An 18576-nucleotide genomic window follows, 5' to 3' on the forward strand; every position below is an offset into this window, starting at 1 on the left:
GGAAATGCCAAATGTTGCGTGATTTTACTAAACTGCAAACATTAATAGTTGTTGCGCAAGAAAAAAACTTTTCTAAAGCTTCTGCAAAGCTTGGAATCTCCCAACCAGCAGTAACACAACAAATTAAGTTTATTGAACAATATTTCAAAGTCAAAATCATTATCCGTAAGAAAAATGGTGTCCAACTCACCAAAGAGGGCGAGACTTTGTTGCTCATTGCACAAGATATTGAAAAAAACTTGCATAAATACCACCCTCAAATTATGCAAATGATTCAGCGCAAGGATTCCATTCGCTTTGCCTGTTCCTATACGATTGGGCATTTTATTTTCCCCAAATGCCTTTCTTCCTTGCAACAAAAAGTCTATCCCAACATAGAATATTCTATTTCTACTTCATTACAAGCCATCGAAGATTTGAAAAATGGGCTTTGTGAGATTGCACTCACAGAATCTTATATTCCGGATAAAAGTATCACCTATCGCGAATGGCTAGAAGATGAACTTGTGTTAATTAGCACACAAAATCTACCAAGAATTATTCATAGAGAAGAGCTGTATTCCTACACTTGGATAGGTTTGGAGATGACCAAGCAAACGATTCCAGAAGTTTATAAATACCTTAAGACAATCAATATTAACAAAGATAATCTAAATGTCAAAATGCGCTTTGATAGTTTGGATAAAATCAAACAATTTATGCTAGAACACAGAGAATCCAAAACCCAATATATCGCCTTTTTGCCTTATATCCAAGTCAAAAACGAATTGCAAAATCGCCTGTTTTATAGCACAAAGATTTTGGGCGTGAGACTAAAGCGCAAACTCTACTTAGCACATCTTAAAAAAACAAACGACCCTTTAATGGATTCAATCATAGAGTATATTATTTTCAACAATAAAATCTCATTGCATTAGGATTCGCATTTTTGGGTTGCGATGAAGCGGAATCTTGACTTTGGAAGATTCCGCTTCGTGCGATTCAACAATAGAATTTGCTTTAAAACTTCAAAAATCCTTAAAGTTTTATTTGGTTTTGGCACTCATTCTAATTCATTTAGAATCCATAACAAACAAAAAATCGGGGATAAATTTAAAAGTAAGCTAACGCTAGAGATTCTCTAACTTCTTTGTGATAGATTTGAAATGTTTATTTTTGTAACAAATTTCTATGTTTTACAAGAATATTCTTCCACACCCATTGGGATAGATATGGAAGAAATCCATTACAACTTAAGCTTTATTTCCTCGCCAATCATCACTTCCGCTTGTTCCAGCGACCGTGTGTTCCCAAATCACTTTTCTGTAATTAAGAGAGACTCTAAAAAGCTCTGTTTTATCGTGATTATTTTGCTCTTGGGCATTGGGCATAATCAAAGTAATATCTGTAATGATTGCGTCTTCTAGTTTTGTTGTAAAGAAATGTTCTGCATCTCCATTGGTTGAAGTTCTAAACCAATGAATTTCAACATTGGTAAGTCTTTCGCCTTTTGTAAGCGCATTATAAAGCAATGGAACTGCCTTATTAAGAGAACATGTGAAAGTAAAAGGCTTATGAACTCTTTGTCCTGATGGTTGTCCGCTTTGTTGATCAACAGGAACCGTAACGGTATGAGACACTTCTTGGGCCATAATCTCATCTTCGTGTCCTGTTTGGTAGCGATTCCCAATACTTGCTTCTGTGGTTGCTCCACCCGAAATTAAACCCTGTGTTGCACCTTCAATTCTTATATAGGCTGGTTGCGCCATTGAAACTCCTTTGTTGAATTTTCATCATTTTGATTAAAACTTTATTCTATCTAATTTTTGTTTTTTTTATTATAAATTTTGTAGAATAATGAAATCCATATTTATTATGCTATGAAATTTTAGATTCAATTATTTAGGAAATTTTCATTATGTTTAGAAAAATCATTGCATTTGTCCAATCAAAACAATTCATTATGCTATTGTTGTTTGGGATTCTCTTTGTGCTTAGCTTGTTGTTTTGGTTTTGGGGTGCTTTAATCGCCTTTAATGACATCTATATCTTTGGCAGTTCTTATTTGCGATTTGGAATCCTACTAATCCTTTGGGGTTGCATTTTTTTATTCTTTTTCTTAAGACCCATTATAGATTTTGTCGCGTCTTTAAAAAGCGAAAAAAGGGCAAAGATGAAATCTCTAAAAAAGGAAGCGAATGACTTTCTTTTTAGAGCCAAAAGGAACTTTTTTATTTCCTTAAAAGACGCTAAAAGCACTTGGAAAAACGAGATTCAAACAAAAAACCTACCACTTGTTATTATCATCGGAAACGAAGGGGCGGGGAAAAGCACCCTCATTAATTATTCCAACATTGAATATCCCCTAAGTGATAGTTTGGAATCCTACAAAAAACTACACAAATCTACGCGGAATTTCGCCCTCTATGTCTCCAAAAAAGGTGCTTTGCTAGATACAGAGGGAAACTACTTCTCTCAAGAAGAGTTTTTCAATCCAACAAATAGCGATGAATTGCCAGAAGATGATTTGGATAAAAATAGAGATTTTCTATTAAAAAGAAACATTTGGAAAGATTTTTTAAATTTCTTAAACAAAAACTTTTTTTATAGTAAACTTAATGGAATCGTCCTTGTTATAGATTCTTCTTTGTTCTTAAATAGCACGAAAGAATATTCAAAGAATCTCATTAGGCATTTGACAAAAAGGGTGAATGATTGCGAAAAATCCCTCAATCTCAAACTGCCAATTTATATCGTATTTTCAAAGCTAGATTTAATGGAGGGAATGCGGGAATACTTTGATATTTTTAACGAAAACATAGCTAACAAAATATTAGGACTTTCTTTTGGGGATAAATTAGATTTTGAAAAGCTAAATCAAAGCTTTAAGGAGATTAGCGATTCTTTGCTTTGTCTTTTTATGGAAAACAACAATGGAATCTACACGATTGAAGAAAAGAACAAATCTTATCTTTTTTTAAAGCAGTTAGACAATCTTTTCGCATTGGCGCGGGATTTTATTTTGGAGTTACAAGAAGAAAATAGTCTAAAGAATAATTCGCATTTAAGAGGAATCTATTTTGTCAGTGCTTATCAAGAGAATATTCCTAGAAATCTTTTGCTTGATACAATTTGCGATAAATACAACATCAAAAAAGCATTGGCGAAAGTCGCGCCAATTTATACAAAAAAGAGTTATTTCGTCAAATCATTGCTCGAAGAGATTATTTTTAAAGATTATTTGTTAAGTAGCACCAAAAATTTCTTAAAAAAATTCTCCTTTCTCGTCTTGATGATTGCCATTAGCTTAACAACCTATTTAACATCGTATTATTTCTTAAATCAAAGCAATCAAGAAGTTGCCAAAAGCCATAATGTCTTAAAATCTTTGGAAACGCTTTTGGGGGATTCTACCTATCACCAACTCACAATCCAAGAAAAGGCGAATCTGCTAATCCATCTAAAAAGCCTATTGGGCGAATATCCGGAGCTTTTTGAAGAAGAACGCTTAGCAAGATATTTAACCCTCAAACTCTCTTATGCGGGTTTTAAAGAAGTCAAAGACTTGTATTATAAACTCAATGAAGAAGTCTTAAAAAATACCTTGCTAAAGGAAATGGAAGAGTTACTAATCACGGATAAAAACAAAGAAAATCTAGTCAAAACACTTTTTATGTATAAATCCCTATTTCAGACAGAATATTTAAACAAAAACCTGCTAAAAATTTGGATTAATGAAAATTGGAATCACTTAGAAAAATACCAAATCACCAAAGAAAACTTCTTACAAGGGGTTGATGAGCTTGTGAATTTAAACTTCAAAAGCTTTTATGAGAATCAAAAAAGTATTATTACTAGCTCTAGCCGCCTCAAAGAGATGAATGAGATTCAAAGGGTTTATGTTTTGTTGAATTTTTTAAAAAGCTATGAACCAAAAGAACAATACTTTATCAAACAAAATCTAGGCTACTCCGCCAATAGCGTTTTAGTGGATTCTCCAGAGTTAATTTCTATGGACAAAATCTATACAAAAGAAGGAATGATAGGATTTTTAGCGACCTTAAACAAAGAAGTTGATGATGCGATTTCTATTGAATCTTGGATTATGGAAACCAACAAAGAAAAAAATGGGGACAATAAAAATGCCGTGGTGTTGGGCATTTTAAAACTCTATTTAAACGAATATCAAAACCAATGGAATCGTTTGCTTCTCTCCTTAGAACCACAAAAATATAACACCAAAGAGGCGATGCTAAACCAACTAGATATTCTCTCCAAAAAAGAAAATCCTATCACATCTTTAATCAGCGTTGTAAGCAAAAACACGAACATCAACGATGCGTTTTTATTAAGTGAAGCGTATAAATTAGGCTTAAATGCAGGAGAAATCAAAACAAGCTTTGCCAATCTCGCAAACGCCTTTGAACCCTATCATAGAATCTCTAAAGAAAATTCCTTAATCACTGCGGGAGCAGCTAGTGTTGGGCTAAAGTCTAATAGCGATGATATTATGGATATTTTGAGCGCGGACATTGCTAACATTCAAAATCAAATCCAATCCTTTAGCTCTAACAATCTAAGCATAGAAGAAAAAATCTCTTACGCGCTTGGCGATACAAAAGAAATCAACGACCCCTTTGTTGTGTTTGATAGCAATATCAAAAAAATTCCTACTGAACTTGAAGCATATTATAAAAAACTCTCCCGCTATTCGTGGAGATTTATAGAAAAACACGGAATCTCACTTTTTAACACAGCGTGGAAAAATGAAGTCTATACGCCATTTATCAACGATATTGCACCCTTTTATCCTTTTAACAACGATAGCACTCATGATTTAAGCCTAGATTCTTTTAAAAGCTTTTTTGGTAAAAATGGAACACTCAATAATTTTTACAAAAAATACTTCAATGGAGTATTGGTTAAAAGAAAAAATATCTACTCTATCAATCCAAAATATAAAGAAAAACTAAATTTTTCAAATAGATTTTTGGATTTTATCACACAAGTTGCGAATCTATCCAGCACTATGCTAAGCGCAAATGATAATCTTAGGATAAACTTCATTCTACGCAGCCTTGATTTAAGCGCGGATTTTTCTCATATTGAAATCTCCTACCTCAACCATTCAGCATTATACGACCATACGATAAGAACTACCTTGCAAATTGTTGCAGACCAATTCACCCCCTCAACTTTATTATCCTTAAAGGCTTATAGCTATGGTGGCACACGAGCTGCGTTAGAGAAAACTTACAAAGGAGAATGGGCTTGGTATAGATTCCTTAAATCAAGCAAAAAAATGCCAAATTACAGCATATTCTTTGATAATAGTGGCAAAATGTATTTTGATTATGAAATCATTGATGGAGAACAAGAGATTAAAAGACTCATAGAATCGCTAGAGAGCTTTAAAATGATAGAAAATATTACAAGCGGAGAATAATAAATGGAAAGTGAAAAAATCGGCGTAATCGTTGAAAATCTTGATGAATGTCAAAGCGATAAAAAAGCATTTGTCTTTAACGAATCTGGCGGCTATATCGGCAGTCATTATGAATGTGATTTTTGCATTCAAGATAGAGAGGGAGAAATACGCGACAGACATGTCAAAATCTCCTTTGAAGAGGGGTGCTTTACTATTACTCCTGTGGGAGAGAGTATTGCGTTTTATAATGGCTCATTCTCCAAAATGCAAGGAGGCTATGGGACAATCATCAATCCAAACGACAAACTCAAAATCGGCGGGATTCTTCTTTGTTTTGTAGAACCTCACAGCATTACTGATGAAATGCTTAATGGCAAATCCGTGCTAGAACATATAGATTCGCAAGACGAAGACAATGAGATTGTCCTAAAACCTAGAGGGCAAATCAGCGTTGATTTTATGGGGAAAAATAGCGTTGAAGGGCTTTTAAGCACCAAAGAAGAATATGATTTTATCTCCAATAATCCCGATTCAGACAAGGAAATTTCGCACCCTATTTTAAAAACAGATTCCACAGAATTTAATTATCCCAACATTCTAAAATCCCTAGATAGAGCATTAAACGACATCAAAAGCAACCAAAAAAGCGCGAAACTTAACGATATTTATGGAGATATTAGCATCAAAGATTTAGAAAGCATTATCGCATCTGTGCCGCTGATTAAATCCCCAAAACTCATCAATGTCATCGTTTTAACTCTTTTGACAAAAGAACTCTATAATCCTATATTTGAAGAAATGGAAGAGGATATGTTCGTTACATATTTCAAAGCCGCCATTCAAGGAAATCTTAAAAACGAACAACATCTTTTTGAAAATCTCGTCCTCAAAGCCCTAGAAAAATACAAAAGCTAAACCACCTTAAGCCAAAAGACTTATACAAAAAGCACTTTTATAAGCCTTTAAGCGGATTTGCCCTTATTGCAAATCCTGCAAATGCTTTACAAACAGAGCTTTTATTGTTACAATTCCTAGATAAATTTATTTTTGAAAGTTAGTATATGGAATTTGTTGGAGAAGAATTGCTTTTGGTTCATTTATTTTTGTCATTTCTCCTGCTTTTGCCTCCGCTTTGGAATCTTTTTTGTCTTCTTGCCAAAGAATCCCATACACAAAAGTTACGCACACTCGCAATTACCGCACCCGCTTATTACACACTTCTTAGCGCGTGTCTTTTTAGCGGATTTGTCATTTGGGCAATGTTAGGATTTGTTACAACATTTAAAATCCTCTTAATGCTTATTTTGTGGTTTATCTGTTTTGGGCTAGAAATCCTGCGCCACAAACGACAAAAACTCACAAAAGTAGAAGCCAATCCCCACAAAAGAGAAGCTTTTTTTAGATTTGCCAAGCTCAAATACAGCTTTGATTTATGCGCGTTTGCAATCCTCTTGCTTTGGATACTCTAATGCAATTCATTCTTCATCACAACGCAGGAGAAAAGCAAATCACGCTACAAGATGAAATCTATCATCATCTTTTTCATTCCCGCAGAACGCGCAAACTAGAATCCCTATATTTACGCAATGGATGCGATTGCAATCTTTATCTTTACACCATTACAGAAGTTGGCAAAAAAGACGCAACGCTTACTTTGCAAACCTTTGAATCCACGCCGATTGAAAATCCTCCCAAAGGGCATTTGATTTGGGCAATCATTGAACCAAAAAGCATTGAAAAAACCCTCCCAATGCTCAACGAACTCAATCTTGCCAAAATCACCTTTTTTTATGCGCAATACTCACAAAAACATTTCAAGCTAGATTCTGCGCGTTTAGATAGAATCCTAAAAAGCTCCTGTGAGCAATGCGGACGCATTCTTAAGCTAGATTTTGAAATTTTGCCAAACTTAGAAGAAGTGCTACAAAACTACCCAAACTTCGCAGTATTAGACTTTGGCGGGAAACCTCTTTGCGATTCTTTGGAGATTCCATTAATGATTGGTTGCGAGGGGGGATTTAGCCAAAGTGAGCGCGAAATCCTGCAAAATAAGCCGACTTTTAGCGCACCCAAATGCAATATTTTAAAAAGCGAAACCGCTGCACTTTATGCAACAAGCCGATTAATTTAATGCTTTGGAAGCTTTACAAGGGATTTAAAAACCGCTAAAATCTTAAAACTTAAGAAACAAGCTCAAAAATGGGGATAACTTGATGAGAAGAATTAAAAATGCACCGATGAAAAAAGCTTTTACAATGCTAGAGCTTGTATTTATTTTAGTGATTTTAGGGATTTTAGCAGCTGTTGCGATTCCAAAAATCTCTGCAAGTCGCGAAGACGCGAAACTTGTCGCGCTCAAAAGCGACATTAACACACTTAAGACTTCATTTCCTGCCTATTTTCTTGCGCAAGGAGAGGGGACATTTAATAGCGCAATCACGCTAAGTAGCGCGAATTGGAATCTTGATAATTATACTATCACGAGCAAACTCCAAGACAAAAGCGGCAACCCATGCGTAAGTGCGACGCTATTGGATTCCAACCACGCCACCGCGACGACACCAAGCAATGTGCAATTTCTACAACTCACAACACAAGCAAGTAGCAATGCGCAAGGCGACACTTGCGAGAAATTAATAGAGAGTATTCATCTCACCCAAACACTTAGGATTCCACTCCTTAGCAGCTCCATTGTCTTTTGATGAAAAACCTTAAACGCAAACCTGCTTTCACAATCCTAGAATTAGTATTAGTGCTTTCTTTATTTGGCATTTTATTATCCTTTGGGATTCCGCATTTAAGCCATTACACACAAAATGCCTGTATCAAAAAACTACAACTTCAAGTGCTGAATCTCAAACTCACACTCAAATCCCAAAAACAACAAAAACTCGCAACAGATTGGAATGCCCTCTATCAAAACCTTGATTTGAATCCAAGCAAATGTTACTTCCAAAAGCAAAAAAACGGATTTATCGCAAACGATAATGGACGCCAAGCTTATTTTGTGCTAAAAGATACGATTTTAGAATGCCAACACACCAAAAGTGCGCGTTTGCACAATGGCGAATCCTTATGCGATATTTTTTAAACAGCACGGAATCTTTGCGTTTAAAGATTCCATTGCAAAATTTACAATCCTTAAACGCAATATTTCTAAGTCTTTAATGGAGTCTTGCTTTTTGGCTCCAGCGTGGATAATCATATGGAATCTGCAAACTATCGCACCATTTGCCAATCAAGAATCTCTCCAACTCTTCTAAAGATTTCCCTGCATAGTAGCCAAAAATCGGCGGAGCAATCGTAACTCCAAGCCGAGAGAGTTTCAGCATATTTTCTAACACAATCGCACTTAAAGGCATTTCACGCGGCGCAAGGAGCAGTTTGCGATTCTCTTTTATCATCACACTTGCAGCGCGAGTTAGCAAAGTATCGCAAATCCCGCAAGAAATTTTCGCCAAAGTATTTTGCGAACAAGGAATCACTGCCATCGCTTCACACACAAAAGAACCACTCGCGATATTCGCGCCCAAATCCGTATCCTCTAGTAAAGTGAGATTAGGAATCTCTTGTAAATCCCGCATTAAATCTTGCAGATTTTGGCTTTGGTGTGATGCGTGATTTTCTGCTGCGATTGCGCGTTTTGCGCCTAGAGTTAGCACACAATATTTCTCTAACTCTTGCGGCAAAAAATGCAAAAACTTCAAGCCAAGCTCTACCCCACTCGCACCGCTAATCCCAATAATTAAGCGTTTCATAGCAAACGCCCTCTTCCGGATTCTAAAATCTCAACTGCATAAGTTTTTTTGCCTTGCAATGCACGCGCTTTAATCACATCTCCTACTGCGCCATCTTTTTGCGCTTCTAGCACAAACTCCAACAACACACCCTCCTCTTTCACGCTTACAGAGATTTTATCTCCTTTTCTAACCACGCGTTTTAGAATCAAACGATCGTGTGTAACCACAATATCTTTTGGAGTATAAGAACGCACCGCAACCTTGCCCATTTCGTTTTCTTTCATCAAAGGGCTACCAATCTTCCCAAAAGGAATCCGAACCACACGCGCATTGTGATAGCCAATGCTTTGTCTTCCGCTAATAGCTTCACTTGTTTTAACCACTTGCAAGGACGCATCAATGGAATATTTAAAATAAACTTTGCGATTCCTTAGTTTGTCTCCATTTTTTTCCCGCACGACAATGTCAAAGCTTCCCTCATTGCGCTTAAGTAATTTGGGGTGAAAATCAATAGAAGCAATTGCTTCTTCATTAAAATCTACCGGTGTAATCTGCTCCAAATGCACCGCATTGATTTGAATATTATAGGGTTGATATTCGCGTAGAAATTCAGCCGTGATGTATTTAGAAATCCCATCAATCTCCCCACCAATAGCGCGTTTGAAAGTAATAATAGGTGCTTTTGAACCCACAGAGATTCCCTCGTTTTCAAACTTTTCTACCATTTGAGAAGTTTTTATTTGGTAATTATTCGCACTCTTTGGAATCTCAAAAAGCAAAAAATCATTCTCCAACTCTGGAAACAAATCTTTCGCATAAATTGTATGATTTTTGAAACGATATTCTTCTTCTAAAACCAAAAAGTTAAGCGCGTGAGCAAAGGAGGCGCAAAACAATAAAATCATCAATCCTAATCGCAACTTGAAAGCCTTAAACGCGAGATTCTAAGTGCATTGCTCACAACACTTAGTGAGCTTAATGCCATTGCCGCCCCTGCAAAAGCGGGTTGCAATGCGATTCCAAAAAATGGATAAAGCACACCTGCGGCGATTGGAATCAACACAATATTATAAATATAGGCAAAAAATAAATTTTGGCGAATATTTTTCAAAGTCGCATTAGCAATATCAAAAACTTCTACGATTCCCCATAAATCTTCTTTTAACAACAAAACATCGCCCACTTCTTGCGCTAACTCTGTCGCCTGTGCAAAAGAGATTCCAAAACTCGCATTTTTGAATGCCAACGCGTCATTAATGCCATCTCCCACAAAACAAACTGCGCCATTTTGGGCGAGTTGTGCGATTTTATCCGCCTTTTGTTCGGGATTAACACCCGCGAAGAATTGCTCTACTCCAAGAGTTTGTGCGACTTTCGCCACACTTGCTTGATTATCTCCGCTTAAAATCACGGATTGGATTCCACGCGCCTTTAATGCGTCAATGGTAGCTTTCGCGTGTTCTTTGATAGAATCTTGCAAATAAAACAACGCCAAAACCTCCTGCTCATTTCCAAGTGCAACACAATTTTCACGCTGGATTCCTTGAAGATTCGCGCCACTTAGAGATTCTACCCATTCTAGCGCACCCAAAAAATAGTTTTGTTTTTCAAATCTCGCCTCCATTCCTTTACCAATCTGATAAGTTTTGGATTCTAAGGTAAGCGGTGTGGAATCTTTGGCAAACTCCAAAATCGCTTTAGAGATTGGGTGAGGATTGTTTGTTTGCATAGCGTAGCTAAGCCCCAAAATAAAATCCTGCGATTCTTGGGAGAGATTCTTAAAATCTTGGACGAGAATCTCGCCTTTAGTCAGTGTGCCTGTTTTGTCAAAAACAATCGTTTGAATCTGCTTTGCTTTTTCATAAATATCGGGCGTTTTAATCAAGATTTCGGATTTTTTCGCGCGCATACTTGCACACACAATTGCCAAAGGCACAGCAAGACCAAGTGCGCAAGGACAAGAAATCACCAACACACACGCCGCAATGCTTAGCGCAAAAGCTAAATTAGAACTCCAAATCCACCAAAAAGCAAAACTCGCACAACTAAGCAAAACCACGCTTGGCACAAACACACTTGCGATTTTGTCTGCCAATGCACCAATGGGCGGCTTTTGGGATTGTGAAAGCTCTAACAAATCTAGCATTTCATAAACAAAAAATTCGTTAGAATCCTTACTTGCTTCAATCACAATTTCGCCATTTAGCACCAAACTTCCGCCAACCACTTCCGCTCCAATACTTAAAGCTTTGGGTAATTCTTCTCCATTAATATGCGCACTGCTCACTTCCGCACTACCGGAGAGAATCACACCATCAAGCGGAATCTTCTCACCGCCAATCACCAAGCATTTATCGCCTTTTTGGATTTTATCAATAGCAACCCATTTTGTGTTTTTGGAATCCTGATAGGATTGGGATTCTACATTTTTTTCAATCAATCTTGCTTGTGCGGGGAGAAGTTTGGCAAGAAGCTCTAGCTCATCACTTGCGCGTTTTTTCGCACTAGATTTGAGATATTCTCCAACTAGCACAAAGCAAATCACCGCGCTACTTCCTTCAAAATAAAACCCACTCTCCCCACTTGCAAAAAGATACAGAGAATACAAATAAGCCACGCTCGTGCCAAGCGCAATTAGCACATTCATATCTGCGGACTTTGTCTTAAAAAAACTCTTTGCACCCTGATAAAAAGGCAACCCGCAATAAAATTGCACCACACTTGCAAGTATGAGTTGCACAATCGCACTCCAATGACTATGCACACCTAACATATGCAGTGAAAAAATCACCAAAAACAAAGGAATCGCAACCCACAATCGCCGCTTTAATCCTTGAATATAAGCAATCTCTAATGCTTTGGAATCATCAAGAGAAACAGGAAAACCATAAGAAGTGATTTTTTCCATAATTTGGGCGGAAGAAATTTGCGTTTCTTCATACGCAATTTTTGCGCGTCCGCTAATGGAATTAATCTTGATATTTTTAATACTTGGAATCTTTTGTAAATTATGCTCAATCGTGGCAGAACAAGCACTGCAGTGCATTCCACTAATGTTTAATTTAACCATTTGCATTTCTTAAACCTTTAGGATTGTTTTTAATAATTGATAAGATTTAAAGCTTTAAAATTTTATAATTTTTTTTTTATTTTACGCTTATAATTTTTAGTTTTCTTAAGGCAATTTTTATGGTAAATCGCAAAAAAATCTACAATCCTAACTCACAAGAAAGCGTCAATGAACGCAAAATTTTCGGTGGGAATCCCACAAGCATTTTTGAGCTTAACAAAATCAAATACCAATGGGCTTATAATCTTTGGAAAGTGATGTTAGCAAACTCTTGGTTTCCTGAAGAAGTCAATATGACCCAAGACAAACGCGACTATGCTGATGGCTTAACTCCACAAGAAAAGCTCGGTTATGATCGCGCATTAGCGCAGCTTATTTTTATGGATTCGTTGCAGACAAATAACCTCATTGATAATGTGAATCCTTACATTACAAGCCCTGAAATCAACCTCATCTTAGTGCGTCAAGCCTTTGAAGAAGCTTTGCATTCTCAAAGTTATGCGGTAATGGTAGAATCCATTTCTGCAAACACAGATGAAATCTATGAAATGTGGCGCAAAGATAGCCGACTAAAATCAAAAAACGACTATATTGCTAATGTCTATGAGGCACTGGCTATCAATCCCGATGAACCTACTTTGCTTAAAGCAATGTTTGCCAACCAAATCTTAGAGGGGATTTATTTTTATAGTGGCTTTACCTTTTTTTACACTCTTGCAAGAAGCGGTAAAATGTTAGCAAGTGCGCAAATGATTCGCTTTATCCAACGCGATGAAGTAACCCATTTGTTATTGTTCCAAAATATGATTAATTCACTCAAAAAAGAAATGCCTCATCTCTTTACCAAAGACTTACTTGAAGAAGTCATAGAAATGTTTAGAGAAGCGGTTAAGGTAGAATCCGCGTGGGGAGATTATATCACACAAGGGCAGATTCTAGGGCTTACAAGCGAGATTATTCACGAATATATCCGCTATCTTGCTGATGATAGGCTAAAGCGTGTGGGATTGCCACCGCTTTTTAATGCTAAGAATCCTATCAAATGGGTAGATTCTTTTAGTTCGCTAAATCAGCACAAAACAAATTTCTTTGAAGGAAATGTTGGTAATTACGCAAAAGGGAGTATAAATTTTGATGATTTCTAGACAACTTTATTCATTACAGATTAAGACAAAGCAAAATTTTGAAGAAAATCTCGCAAATCTAAAGAATCTGATTCTAAATTGCGAGGGGGATTCTATCATTTTAGCACCCGAAGTTTGCCTTACAAACTTCTGCTATCAGAGAATGGACGAAGCCGCAGAGTTTTCCAAAGTCGCAACAGAATCGCTACTGCGCCTCTCTAGCGATAGAACGATTGTCCTTACAATGATTGAAAAATATCGCAATGGATTTTTCAACAACCTAAAAGTGTTTCACAGAGGCGAATTGCTACACAAACAAAGCAAACACAAGCTTTTTCCATTAGGAAACGAGCATTTGCATTTCCAAAGCGGCGATATTGCCGAAATCGCTCCATTTGAGATTGATGGGATTCTCTGCGGCGCAATCAATTGTTTTGAATTGCGCTTTATTGAATTGTGGCAACGCGTCAAGGGTTGTGATTTGATTTTTGTCCCTGCACAATGGGGAAAAGAGCGCAAAGACAACTTTGAAACCCTCGCCAAAGCCCTTGCTATCACCACCCAAAGCTTTGTGATTGCAAGTAGTGGCGCAAACGATACTTGCGCTAAAGGAAGCGCGATTATTTCTCCATTTGGCTATGCGACCAAAGACGACGAACAAGAAGTGATTAGCTTATGCGCAGATTTTAACGAAATCACACAAACACGCAAATTTATTGATATTGGGCTTAAAAAATAAATGCAATCTCTAAAAACTGCGAATATGGTGCTTGAAATCTCTAAGCGATTCAAAATTAGCCCTTCGGTTGAAAAAGCTTTTTTAAGTGTAAATCGTGAAATTTTCGTGCCTAATGGCTTTGCGCATTTTGCTTACACGCTTGATGCGCTTCCTATGGGGGCAAATCAATGGATTAGCTCTCCTCTAACCGTGGCAAAAATGACAGAATATCTGCAATGTGAGGGCGCGGATTCTGTGTTAGAAATCGGCTGTGGAAGCGGTTATCAAGCTGCGATTCTAAGCCGATTGATTCGTCGTGTTTTTAGCATTGAACGCATTGAAAAACTCTTAAACGAAGCAAGAACAAGAATTAAGCTATGCAACTTTTCCAATATCAACACCAAACTTGATGATGGACAAAATGGCTGGAATGCTTACGCTCCTTATGATAGGATTCTTTTCTCCGCGTCCATTCAAGAGATTCCACAAAGCCTTATTGCACAACTAAGTGAGGGTGGAATCCTTGTCGCTCCAATCGAAAGGGGCAATGCGCAAATCATCACGCGTTTTATCAAATGCGATGGAATCCTAAGAGAGAAACAAGAGTTAGAACAATGCGCTTTTGTCCCTGTATTAAATGGACTAGACAAAGAATCTTAAGCTGTGCGGATTTTGGCGGATTTCACTCGTTATTTCGCACACCTTGTGTCATTTATAAGCTTTAGATTCTGCCATCTATTTTAATCCTCCACTATCATTGCAGGGCAAAGCGAGTCATTGCATTAGCAATGACTCGCACAAGCCTACAATACAGAATCCCGCCTTTGCTTCATTGTGAGAATTGCAACACAATTCGTGGCAATTATAGCTTCAAACAAAAGAGGATTCTACAATGGCGAAATTCCATCTCTAATGTTACAAATTCTCATGGATTGTTTTTTTAAGATTCCAAAAGTCCGAGCGTATGGGCAATCACAGCTCCCTCACGCAACCCCTCATCTACCACCAAACATTCGCCAAATCCCAAAGCCTCCATAAAACAAGTAAATAATGCGATTCCAAATGGCACAACATCGGCTTTAAACATTCCTACAAGACCGATTTGTGATTCCTTTGAAAGCTCCAAAAACTTCGCTAATTCTACTTGGAAATCCTCTCTTGTTAATTCTGTGCCAAAAATCGCTTTTGCATCGTATTCACGCAGCCCCATTTTGAACGCACATACCATTGTCGGAGTGCCGCTATTTGCCATCATAAATTGTGGCTTTTTGCCTTGTTTGGCGCATTCTTGAATGAAATCCACCATAGGTTGCAAAAACTCCTCTTTGTGCACGAGTAGATTCTCTACGCTTTTGTAGCGATCTTTGGCACTGACGATTCCAATCTCAAAGCTTTTTGCCAAATCCTTATCGCTATTACACACGATAAATTCGCTACTTGCCCCTCCCATATCTATAAGCAAAAAGCAATCTTGTTTGTATTTGGGATTCTCTCTAGCAATCTTTTTCGCTGCAATCTTAGGCGCAAGTGAAGTAATTTCGGCTTCTTTAGCCCCTGAAATCACCAAAAAACGAATCTGTGTAAAATCCCAAATCTCTTGCAAAACTTCTTCACGATTCCGCGCCTTGCGCATTGCCTGTGTTGTCAATGCAACCACTTTGTCTTGAGGCGTGATATGGAGTGCTTGTTTTAATTCCAATAAACCTGCAATCACCCTTTCTTTCGCACTTTGGCAAATCTCTCCACTCCTCTCTAATCCCTCTGCTGTGCGCACGGTCGTATCGTATTCGCCAACCACAATAAAATCATTGTGCGATTCTGCTTCTATTGCTCTCATTCTCACCCCGCGCAGAGAATTGCTACCTAGATCAATTCCTATAATTTCCATATTTTATTCCTTTGGAAAGATGATTTTAAAACAATGTATGCCTTGCGATTCCGCTTTTGGCTGATACAAATAGCCAAATCCCAAATGATGCAATTCCAAGATTCCTTTCACAATTCCAAGTCCAAGCCCATAACCTTGAATCAGCGCATGGGTATCTTCGCGAGAAAAAGGTTCAAGATAATACGAAATCGGCTGTTTTAAAGCATTCCCAACATTGCAAATATTCAAGCAAAAAACTTCATCTTTTTGAGATTCCAAGCCCAACACGATAGTATTTTCAAGGCTTGTTTCTTGGGTTGCACTCATGGTGATTTTGCCACCACTTTTGTATTTTTTCGCATTTTCGATAAGATTCTTCAATGCAATAGATAAAAACTGCAAATCCCCGCGGATTCTAAAATTTTCTAAAATCTCAATTTCTAGCTCCTCTTGCTCCAAAAACAAGTGTTGCAAAGTCTCCAAAACCAAAGTTTCCACTTCAAATTCACGCCAAACAAGCAAATCTCCGCCCTCTTGAATCTTCTCAAAGGTTAGAATCTGACTTGTAAGACTATCAAGATTACCCACACACCGCATTACAAGCTCTTTTTGTGGATTTTCTGGCATCATTTCCAAAGCAAGTTTTGCCTTAGAAATCGGAGTTTTCAACTCGTGTCCGATGTTTCTTAGCACAAATTCCCGCGTCATCATTAGCTTAGAAATCTTCGCACTCATCGTGTTAAAACTCCACGCCAACCTTGCTTGTTGCGGTTCTTTTGGCACAGGAATCTTGATTTTATAATTTCCTTTGGCGAACTCTTGCAAGGCATTTTGCAAAACCTTCAAAGGGTGCAAAAGTGCTAGAATGATGGAAAAAGTCAAAAGCTGGATTAAAAAATCCAAAAATATCCACACATTTAAGCCATCGCCTAAAAACAATTCGGATTCGTAGTCTTTAAAAGCAACAAAATTCATTCCCAAGTATTCTAAACAGAATCCATAATAGCTTTGGAATCTAAAGATTTTAACCTTTGTAAAAGATTCTTTATCTTCTAGCAAAATCACCGCGTCTTTTGGCATTTGGCGCACGATTTCATAATGATTATTTTCTACCATTTCTTGCAAATGTTTCGTGTTGCCACTGATAAATTCTAGCAAGGATTGCTGTGCTAGAAAAGTCGTTTTGGACAAAATCGCCTGTTCGTTTTTCTTTAGATTATTTACATTGGCGAAATAAACAATCACGCCACTAATGCAAACAGAAGCAATAAACAGAACATAAATTTGCACAAAAAGAGGAGGAATGAGATTTGGAATCCTAAATTTACTCACTGCAATCTGCCACTTAAAAGATTCTTAATCGCAAAACTTATATCCAATCCCCCAAACTGATTGGATATATTTTGGCATTTTGGCATCATCGCCTAATTTCATTCGCAGATTCCGAATATGCGTATCAATACTGCGCGAAGAAGAATCGGGAGAAATGCTAGAAATAGCGAGTGCAAGGGATTCGCGCGAATAAGGTTTGCCTTTGTGTGTAATCAACAAGCTTAAAATCTCAAATTCGGCGGGTGTAAGCTCCACATTATAGCCTGAAACATTCACTTTGCGCTTACTTATATCCACTTCTAAATCTCCATATTTCACACTTTGATTTTGCGAATAGCGTTTAAGCAAAGCATGAATCCGCGCGACTAATTCAATGGGTTCATAGGATTTTGCTAAATAATCATCTGCGCCTCGCTCAAAACCTAGAATCTTGCTACTAATATCCGCTCTTGCAGATGACATAATAATTGGAATATCGCTGATTTGGCGTAGCTTTTGGCATAATTCTAAGCCGTCCATTTCAGGCAACATAATATCTAACACCGCCAAATGGAATCCGCCTTTTCTTTTCACCCAATCCAACGCCGTATTAGGGCTATCTGTCGCCAAAACTTCCATACCGCTTTTATGCAGATAATCCACTAATAATTTTTGCATTTCTAAATCATCTTCTACTATTAAAATCTTATACATTTATTACTCCAAGATTTTTTCTAAAAGTTCATTCATACTTGTTTTATCCAAAATCTTCGCTACCGCACAATAAAATGCGATTCTAGCTTGGATATATTCCTCGCTAACTTCTTTGAATGCTTGTTCGTATTCTCCCAAATCCACTTTCACATCGTTTTTTAAATCCTGCAAAAGACGATTACGAATGCGATCACTATTTTGTTGGTAGATTAATTTTTCTGTGTAGTATTCTGCCATTGCGCTTTTCAATGCTTCTTGCGTTGCAATCGGCAAATTCAGCGTTTTTAGGGTATTTTCAAGGTCATTACTCCACAACTGCATACAAAAGACGAAACAAAAAAGAATCAAAACTCGCATTTATATCCCAAAATTTAGAATATAAAATTATAAAAGCCCCACAATAAAGCTACACTTAAATAATTTCTGCTTTTTCTAATCTAAAAGCCTATGGAATCTCATAATGGAATCTTAATTTTAAGCAAGATTGCATTGCGCGAAGCGTTTGGGAAGATTGATTGTGTAAAATTTAGCAAGATTTTATTGTAAATTTTTCGTTGTAGAATCTTTGATTGTGAGGTTCAAAACAACCTCACAAAAAGGCAATCAAGGAATCTTGAAACATTTT

Annotated in this window: 19 protein-coding genes; 11 read left to right on the forward strand and 8 right to left on the reverse strand. The window is 37.2% G+C overall.

Annotated elements, in window-relative coordinates; all coding sequences use genetic code 11:
* The first annotated feature begins 11 nt into the window (after nucleotides 1–11).
* Both LS69_RS05495 and LS69_RS05500 read left to right on the forward strand, forming a co-directional pair.
* Nucleotides 12–917, forward strand: coding sequence for a LysR family transcriptional regulator (locus LS69_RS05495; RefSeq protein ID WP_138122953.1), 906 nt, complete (start codon nucleotides 12–14; stop codon nucleotides 915–917).
* Between the two features lie 21 nt (nucleotides 918–938).
* A complete protein-coding gene (locus tag LS69_RS05500; RefSeq protein WP_138122955.1) occupies nucleotides 939–1124 on the forward strand; it encodes a hypothetical protein in 186 nt (61 codons plus the stop codon).
* 108 nt (nucleotides 1125–1232) lie between these two features.
* Here LS69_RS05500 and LS69_RS05505 read toward each other — a convergent pair whose 3' ends face one another.
* Nucleotides 1233–1748: an Hcp family type VI secretion system effector gene (locus LS69_RS05505; protein ID WP_138122957.1), complete on the reverse strand. Its 516-nt coding sequence runs from the start codon at nucleotides 1746–1748 to the stop codon at nucleotides 1233–1235.
* A 149-nt stretch (nucleotides 1749–1897) separates the two neighbouring features.
* On the opposite strand from LS69_RS05505, the gene tssM reads away from it, so the two are divergent.
* The 6 genes from tssM to LS69_RS05535 all read left to right on the forward strand — a co-directional run bounded on the left by tssM (nucleotide 1898) and on the right by LS69_RS05535 (nucleotide 8498).
* Complete coding sequence (gene tssM / locus LS69_RS05510) at nucleotides 1898–5425, forward strand: type VI secretion system membrane subunit TssM (protein ID WP_138122959.1); 3528 nt, start codon at nucleotides 1898–1900, stop codon at nucleotides 5423–5425.
* A 3-nt stretch (nucleotides 5426–5428) separates the two neighbouring features.
* Complete coding sequence (locus LS69_RS05515) at nucleotides 5429–6322, forward strand: hypothetical protein (protein ID WP_138122961.1); 894 nt, start codon at nucleotides 5429–5431, stop codon at nucleotides 6320–6322.
* A gap of 146 nt (nucleotides 6323–6468) precedes the next feature.
* Nucleotides 6469–6876, forward strand: a complete 408-nt coding sequence (locus LS69_RS05520; protein ID WP_138122963.1) for a hypothetical protein — start codon at nucleotides 6469–6471, stop codon at nucleotides 6874–6876.
* Nucleotides 6876–7538 carry a 16S rRNA (uracil(1498)-N(3))-methyltransferase gene (locus LS69_RS05525; protein ID WP_138122965.1) on the forward strand — a complete coding sequence of 221 codons (663 nt, stop codon included), beginning with the start codon at nucleotides 6876–6878 and terminating at the stop codon, nucleotides 7536–7538. Before LS69_RS05520 ends, LS69_RS05525 begins: the two co-directional genes overlap by 1 nt.
* A gap of 82 nt (nucleotides 7539–7620) precedes the next feature.
* Entirely contained in the window at nucleotides 7621–8109 is a 489-nt protein-coding gene (locus tag LS69_RS05530; protein WP_194145427.1) for a prepilin-type N-terminal cleavage/methylation domain-containing protein, read from the forward strand.
* The gene (locus LS69_RS05535; RefSeq protein ID WP_138122967.1) at nucleotides 8109–8498 is read left to right on the forward strand and encodes a type II secretion system protein; all 390 of its coding nucleotides are present in this window, start codon (nucleotides 8109–8111) and stop codon (nucleotides 8496–8498) included. The genes LS69_RS05530 and LS69_RS05535 overlap by 1 nt, the downstream gene beginning before the upstream one ends.
* 73 nt (nucleotides 8499–8571) lie before the next feature.
* Here the strand turns inward: LS69_RS05535 and LS69_RS05540 are convergent, their stop codons facing one another.
* The 3 genes from LS69_RS05540 to LS69_RS05550 are packed head-to-tail and all read right to left on the reverse strand — an operon-like array spanning nucleotide 8572 to nucleotide 12223.
* Nucleotides 8572–9165, reverse strand: coding sequence for a UbiX family flavin prenyltransferase (locus LS69_RS05540; protein WP_138122969.1), 594 nt, complete (start codon nucleotides 9163–9165; stop codon nucleotides 8572–8574).
* A complete protein-coding gene (gene flgA, locus LS69_RS05545; protein WP_238699179.1) occupies nucleotides 9162–10067 on the reverse strand; it encodes a flagellar basal body P-ring formation chaperone FlgA in 906 nt (301 codons plus the stop codon). The genes LS69_RS05540 and flgA overlap by 4 nt, the downstream gene beginning before the upstream one ends.
* Nucleotides 10058–12223 carry a cation-translocating P-type ATPase gene (locus LS69_RS05550; protein ID WP_138122971.1) on the reverse strand — a complete coding sequence of 722 codons (2166 nt, stop codon included), beginning with the start codon at nucleotides 12221–12223 and terminating at the stop codon, nucleotides 10058–10060. Before LS69_RS05550 ends, flgA begins: the two co-directional genes overlap by 10 nt.
* A 113-nt stretch (nucleotides 12224–12336) precedes the next feature.
* Here LS69_RS05550 and LS69_RS05555 point away from each other — a divergent pair, with 113 nt between their 5' ends.
* From LS69_RS05555 to LS69_RS05565, 3 genes are read left to right on the forward strand one after another with little or no spacing between them, the layout of a single operon-like run.
* On the forward strand, nucleotides 12337–13362 hold the full coding sequence (locus LS69_RS05555) for a ribonucleotide-diphosphate reductase subunit beta (protein ID WP_138122973.1): 1026 nt from the start codon (nucleotides 12337–12339) through the stop codon (nucleotides 13360–13362).
* A complete protein-coding gene (locus LS69_RS05560; RefSeq protein ID WP_194145428.1) occupies nucleotides 13352–14080 on the forward strand; it encodes a carbon-nitrogen hydrolase family protein in 729 nt (242 codons plus the stop codon). Before LS69_RS05555 ends, LS69_RS05560 begins: the two co-directional genes overlap by 11 nt.
* Nucleotides 14081–14719, forward strand: coding sequence for a protein-L-isoaspartate(D-aspartate) O-methyltransferase (locus LS69_RS05565; protein WP_138122977.1), 639 nt, complete (start codon nucleotides 14081–14083; stop codon nucleotides 14717–14719).
* A gap of 280 nt (nucleotides 14720–14999) precedes the next feature.
* Here LS69_RS05565 and LS69_RS05570 read toward each other — a convergent pair whose 3' ends face one another.
* Genes LS69_RS05570 through LS69_RS05585 form a run of 4 tightly spaced genes read right to left on the reverse strand, consistent with a single transcriptional unit; the run spans nucleotide 15000 to nucleotide 18308 of the window.
* The gene (locus tag LS69_RS05570) at nucleotides 15000–15947 is read right to left on the reverse strand and encodes a phosphatase (RefSeq protein WP_138122979.1); all 948 of its coding nucleotides are present in this window, start codon (nucleotides 15945–15947) and stop codon (nucleotides 15000–15002) included.
* A 3-nt stretch (nucleotides 15948–15950) separates the two neighbouring features.
* Nucleotides 15951–17258, reverse strand: coding sequence for a histidine kinase dimerization/phospho-acceptor domain-containing protein (locus LS69_RS05575; RefSeq protein ID WP_194145429.1), 1308 nt, complete (start codon nucleotides 17256–17258; stop codon nucleotides 15951–15953).
* A gap of 24 nt (nucleotides 17259–17282) precedes the next feature.
* On the reverse strand, nucleotides 17283–17951 hold the full coding sequence (locus LS69_RS05580; RefSeq protein ID WP_138122981.1) for a response regulator transcription factor: 669 nt from the start codon (nucleotides 17949–17951) through the stop codon (nucleotides 17283–17285).
* Between the two features lie 3 nt (nucleotides 17952–17954).
* The gene (locus LS69_RS05585; RefSeq protein ID WP_138122983.1) at nucleotides 17955–18308 is read right to left on the reverse strand and encodes a hypothetical protein; all 354 of its coding nucleotides are present in this window, start codon (nucleotides 18306–18308) and stop codon (nucleotides 17955–17957) included.
* Nucleotides 18309–18576 lie beyond the last annotated feature (268 nt).

Origin of the sequence: Helicobacter sp. MIT 05-5294, from assembly GCF_000765675.1 — a bacterium.
GTDB lineage: Bacteria > Campylobacterota > Campylobacteria > Campylobacterales > Helicobacteraceae > Helicobacter_D.

Bases quoted from the DNA above. Each gene is read 5' to 3' on its own strand.
- LS69_RS05495 (WP_138122953.1), top strand. From the start codon at position 12: ATGTTGCGTGATTTTACTAAACTGCAAACATTAATAGTTGTTGCGCAA.
- LS69_RS05500 (WP_138122955.1), top strand. From the start codon at position 939: ATGAAGCGGAATCTTGACTTTGGAAGATTCCGCTTCGTGCGATTCAAC.
- LS69_RS05505 (WP_138122957.1), bottom strand. From the start codon at position 1,748: ATGGCGCAACCAGCCTATATAAGAATTGAAGGTGCAACACAGGGTTTA.
- tssM (WP_138122959.1), top strand. From the start codon at position 1,898: ATGTTTAGAAAAATCATTGCATTTGTCCAATCAAAACAATTCATTATG.
- LS69_RS05515 (WP_138122961.1), top strand. From the start codon at position 5,429: ATGGAAAGTGAAAAAATCGGCGTAATCGTTGAAAATCTTGATGAATGT.
- LS69_RS05520 (WP_138122963.1), top strand. From the start codon at position 6,469: ATGGAATTTGTTGGAGAAGAATTGCTTTTGGTTCATTTATTTTTGTCA.
- LS69_RS05525 (WP_138122965.1), top strand. From the start codon at position 6,876: ATGCAATTCATTCTTCATCACAACGCAGGAGAAAAGCAAATCACGCTA.
- LS69_RS05530 (WP_194145427.1), top strand. From the start codon at position 7,621: ATGAGAAGAATTAAAAATGCACCGATGAAAAAAGCTTTTACAATGCTA.
- LS69_RS05535 (WP_138122967.1), top strand. From the start codon at position 8,109: ATGAAAAACCTTAAACGCAAACCTGCTTTCACAATCCTAGAATTAGTA.
- LS69_RS05540 (WP_138122969.1), bottom strand. From the start codon at position 9,165: ATGAAACGCTTAATTATTGGGATTAGCGGTGCGAGTGGGGTAGAGCTT.
- LS69_RS05550 (WP_138122971.1), bottom strand. From the start codon at position 12,223: ATGCAAATGGTTAAATTAAACATTAGTGGAATGCACTGCAGTGCTTGT.
- LS69_RS05555 (WP_138122973.1), top strand. From the start codon at position 12,337: ATGGTAAATCGCAAAAAAATCTACAATCCTAACTCACAAGAAAGCGTC.
- LS69_RS05560 (WP_194145428.1), top strand. From the start codon at position 13,352: ATGATTTCTAGACAACTTTATTCATTACAGATTAAGACAAAGCAAAAT.
- LS69_RS05565 (WP_138122977.1), top strand. From the start codon at position 14,081: ATGCAATCTCTAAAAACTGCGAATATGGTGCTTGAAATCTCTAAGCGA.
- LS69_RS05570 (WP_138122979.1), bottom strand. From the start codon at position 15,947: ATGGAAATTATAGGAATTGATCTAGGTAGCAATTCTCTGCGCGGGGTG.
- LS69_RS05580 (WP_138122981.1), bottom strand. From the start codon at position 17,951: ATGTATAAGATTTTAATAGTAGAAGATGATTTAGAAATGCAAAAATTA.
- LS69_RS05585 (WP_138122983.1), bottom strand. From the start codon at position 18,308: ATGCGAGTTTTGATTCTTTTTTGTTTCGTCTTTTGTATGCAGTTGTGG.